Source organism: Phytoactinopolyspora endophytica (assembly GCF_004138495.1).
In the GTDB taxonomy this organism is placed as follows: Bacteria; Actinomycetota; Actinomycetes; order Jiangellales; family Jiangellaceae; genus Phytoactinopolyspora; species Phytoactinopolyspora endophytica.
Map to the genome: position 1 here is coordinate 95,986 of NZ_ML142850.1, position 2,299 is coordinate 98,284.

General features: G+C 65.8%; 2 protein-coding genes and 1 pseudogene. All 3 read right to left on the reverse strand.

The genetic code is table 11. The features are described 5' to 3' along the window. A pseudogene (locus tag ELR45_RS36770) lies at positions 1-484 on the reverse strand (ABC transporter permease); the annotation flags it as partial. Continuing rightward, positions 481-1,311 (reverse strand): ABC transporter permease, encoded by an 831-nt coding sequence (locus tag ELR45_RS03785; protein WP_129663605.1) that lies wholly within the window; start codon positions 1,309-1,311, stop codon positions 481-483. The gene ELR45_RS03785 and the pseudogene ELR45_RS36770, both read right to left, overlap by 4 nt. Then, the coding region (locus tag ELR45_RS03790) for an ABC transporter ATP-binding protein (RefSeq protein WP_205855843.1) at positions 1,308-2,299 on the reverse strand (992 nt) is incomplete at its 5' end. The genes ELR45_RS03790 and ELR45_RS03785, both read right to left, overlap by 4 nt.

Here is a 2,299-nt window from a genome sequence, read left to right on the forward strand (position 1 = left end):
CGATCGCCGCCAGCATGATCATCGCCGCCGGCAGCAGCGCGGCCACGTCCCAGTCGATGCTGATCTCGACGAACGGCGCGACGATGGCGAACGTGCCGGCGGCGACCACCAGCGTCTCCAGGAATGCGGCCACCACCCGGCCGGCGGCGGCGACCAGCCACGACGGCAGCGGGGAGAGGTAGACCTGCTCGATGGTGCCGGTCTGGATCTCGGCGAGCAGCCGCCAGAACAGCTTCACGACCTGCATGTAGAAGAACGTGAAGGGGATGAACCAGACGAGCATGATCGAGGTCGTCTCGCTGTTGAGCGTCCACTCCACCTTTCCGGCGGCGATGTCGCTCCCTTGGCCGAGCAATGGGCCGAGCAGCAGGATGAACACGCCGAACATGGGCAGCTCGATCAGGATCTGCAGGCGCTCGGACCAGGCGAACCGCAGGCCTTTGCGGATCTCGTTGCCCAAGGCGACAAAGAATCGAGTGTTCATCGTGGACTCAGCCCTCCCGCGCGCCGCGCGCGGCGGATGTTGACGACATAGAGAACCAGGCCCGACGTGGTCAGGACGACTGTGTGCACCAGCAGCCAGAGCAGCGTGCCGTCCGACCAGGCGGTGGATAGCGGCTCACCCGCCAGCGTGGTGTTGAGCACCTGCACGCCGAGCGCGGTGGGGATGAACCGCACGACGGCCTCCAGGGCGTCCGGGAACATCGCGATGGGCACGATCATGCCCCCGAAGAACATGATCGCCATGTTGAACACGTGCGTGATAGCGCCGATGCTGACCACCCGCACCGTCAAAGCGATGATCAGCAGCCCGTAGCCGAGCGCGTTGACGAGCGTGAGCAACGCCGGTACCACCACTGATGGATGCGGCTGGTAGTCCAAGCCGAAGCCGACGGTGAAGACGACTCCGAGCACAGCCGCCATCACCAGTCCCGGGACGGCGAGCGCAACGATGCGGCCGAGCACCTGCGATTGCGGGCTGGCAGGACTCATCTGCATCTGCTCCAGGGTGCCGCCGTTGACCTCCTCAGCGATCCCGCCGCTACCGTCGACGGCAGCGGTTGCGGCGACGGCCACGGCCATCAGCGCCGGCAGCGTGAGCACCATCAGCTCCTCGACGATGTGCCCACCGCCGATGAAGAAGTTGACGCCCAGGTACAGTGCGGCGTTCATGAGCAGACCGACCACTACCATCGATCGCCGACGCCACGCCAGCAGCAACCCCTTCGAGGTCTCGTTCGCGGCAAGCCGGGTGTGAAGCCCTATTCCGGCACCGGTCCGGACGGCTGTCGGCAGGGAAAGGGTCGTCATGTTCTCGGTTCCTTTCCCTCGGCCGGCCGGGTGGCGCCGTCGTCGGCGTGGATGAGCCGGATGAAGACCTCCTCCAGGCTGGGCTGTGCCTGTGCCACAGACACCAGAGACACTCCGGCTGCCCGCAACTGAGCGAGGAATGCGTACAACGCATCGTTGTCGGCATCGCGCAACCTGACACGGGTCTCGTCCCCGTCCGGCTCAGCGTTGGCGCCTTCCGGCAGGGCATGGATGAGACCGTCGAACTGCCCGGCGACTCGGACTTCGAAGCGATTCTCGGCGTGACGGGACAGCAGCTCATCGGTAGGCAGGTCAGCGATGATCACACCGTCTTTGATCACCGCGATCCGATCCGACAGCTCTTGGGCCACTTCCAGCTGATGGGTCGTCAGCAGAATGGTCTTGCCTTCGTCGCTCGCCAGGTGAGCGAGCCAGTCCTTGAAGGTACGGGCGGCCTCCACGTCCAGGCCGAGCGTGGGCTCGTCCAGCAGGATGATCGGAGGGTCGGTGATCAATGCGGCCGAGACCGCCACCTTCTGCTGCATTCCGCGGGAGAACGAGCCCACAGTCTCGTGCCGCCGCTCCCATAGCCCCAGCTCGGTGAGCAGCCGTTTCGCCCTGGGTTTGATCTCCGAACCGCGAAGGCCCTTGAGGCGGCCGAAGTACATCAAATTCTCCCAGGCCGACAGCGGCCAGTACACGTTACGGGACCCTTCGAGGACCGCACCGATCTGGCGAACCGCGTTGCTTCGGTCCCGGGCCACGTCATGGCCGCCCAGCGTGATCCTGCCTGTGGAGGGGGTGATCAGACCGCTGATCATCTTGATGATGGTGGTCTTCCCGGCACCGTTCGGGCCGAGCAGGCCGATGACCTGGCCCCACGGCACCGACAACGTGGTCGGCTTCACCGCGGCGAACGCCGTCTCACCGCGGCCGTACACCTTGCCCAGGCCGGACACCTCGATCGCAGCGTCCGGCCCGGTGCGAT

Coding starts and splice junctions, on each gene's coding strand:
- ELR45_RS03785 (WP_129663605.1), bottom strand. CDS start 1,311: ATGACGACCCTTTCCCTGCCGACAGCCGTCCGGACCGGTGCCGGAATA.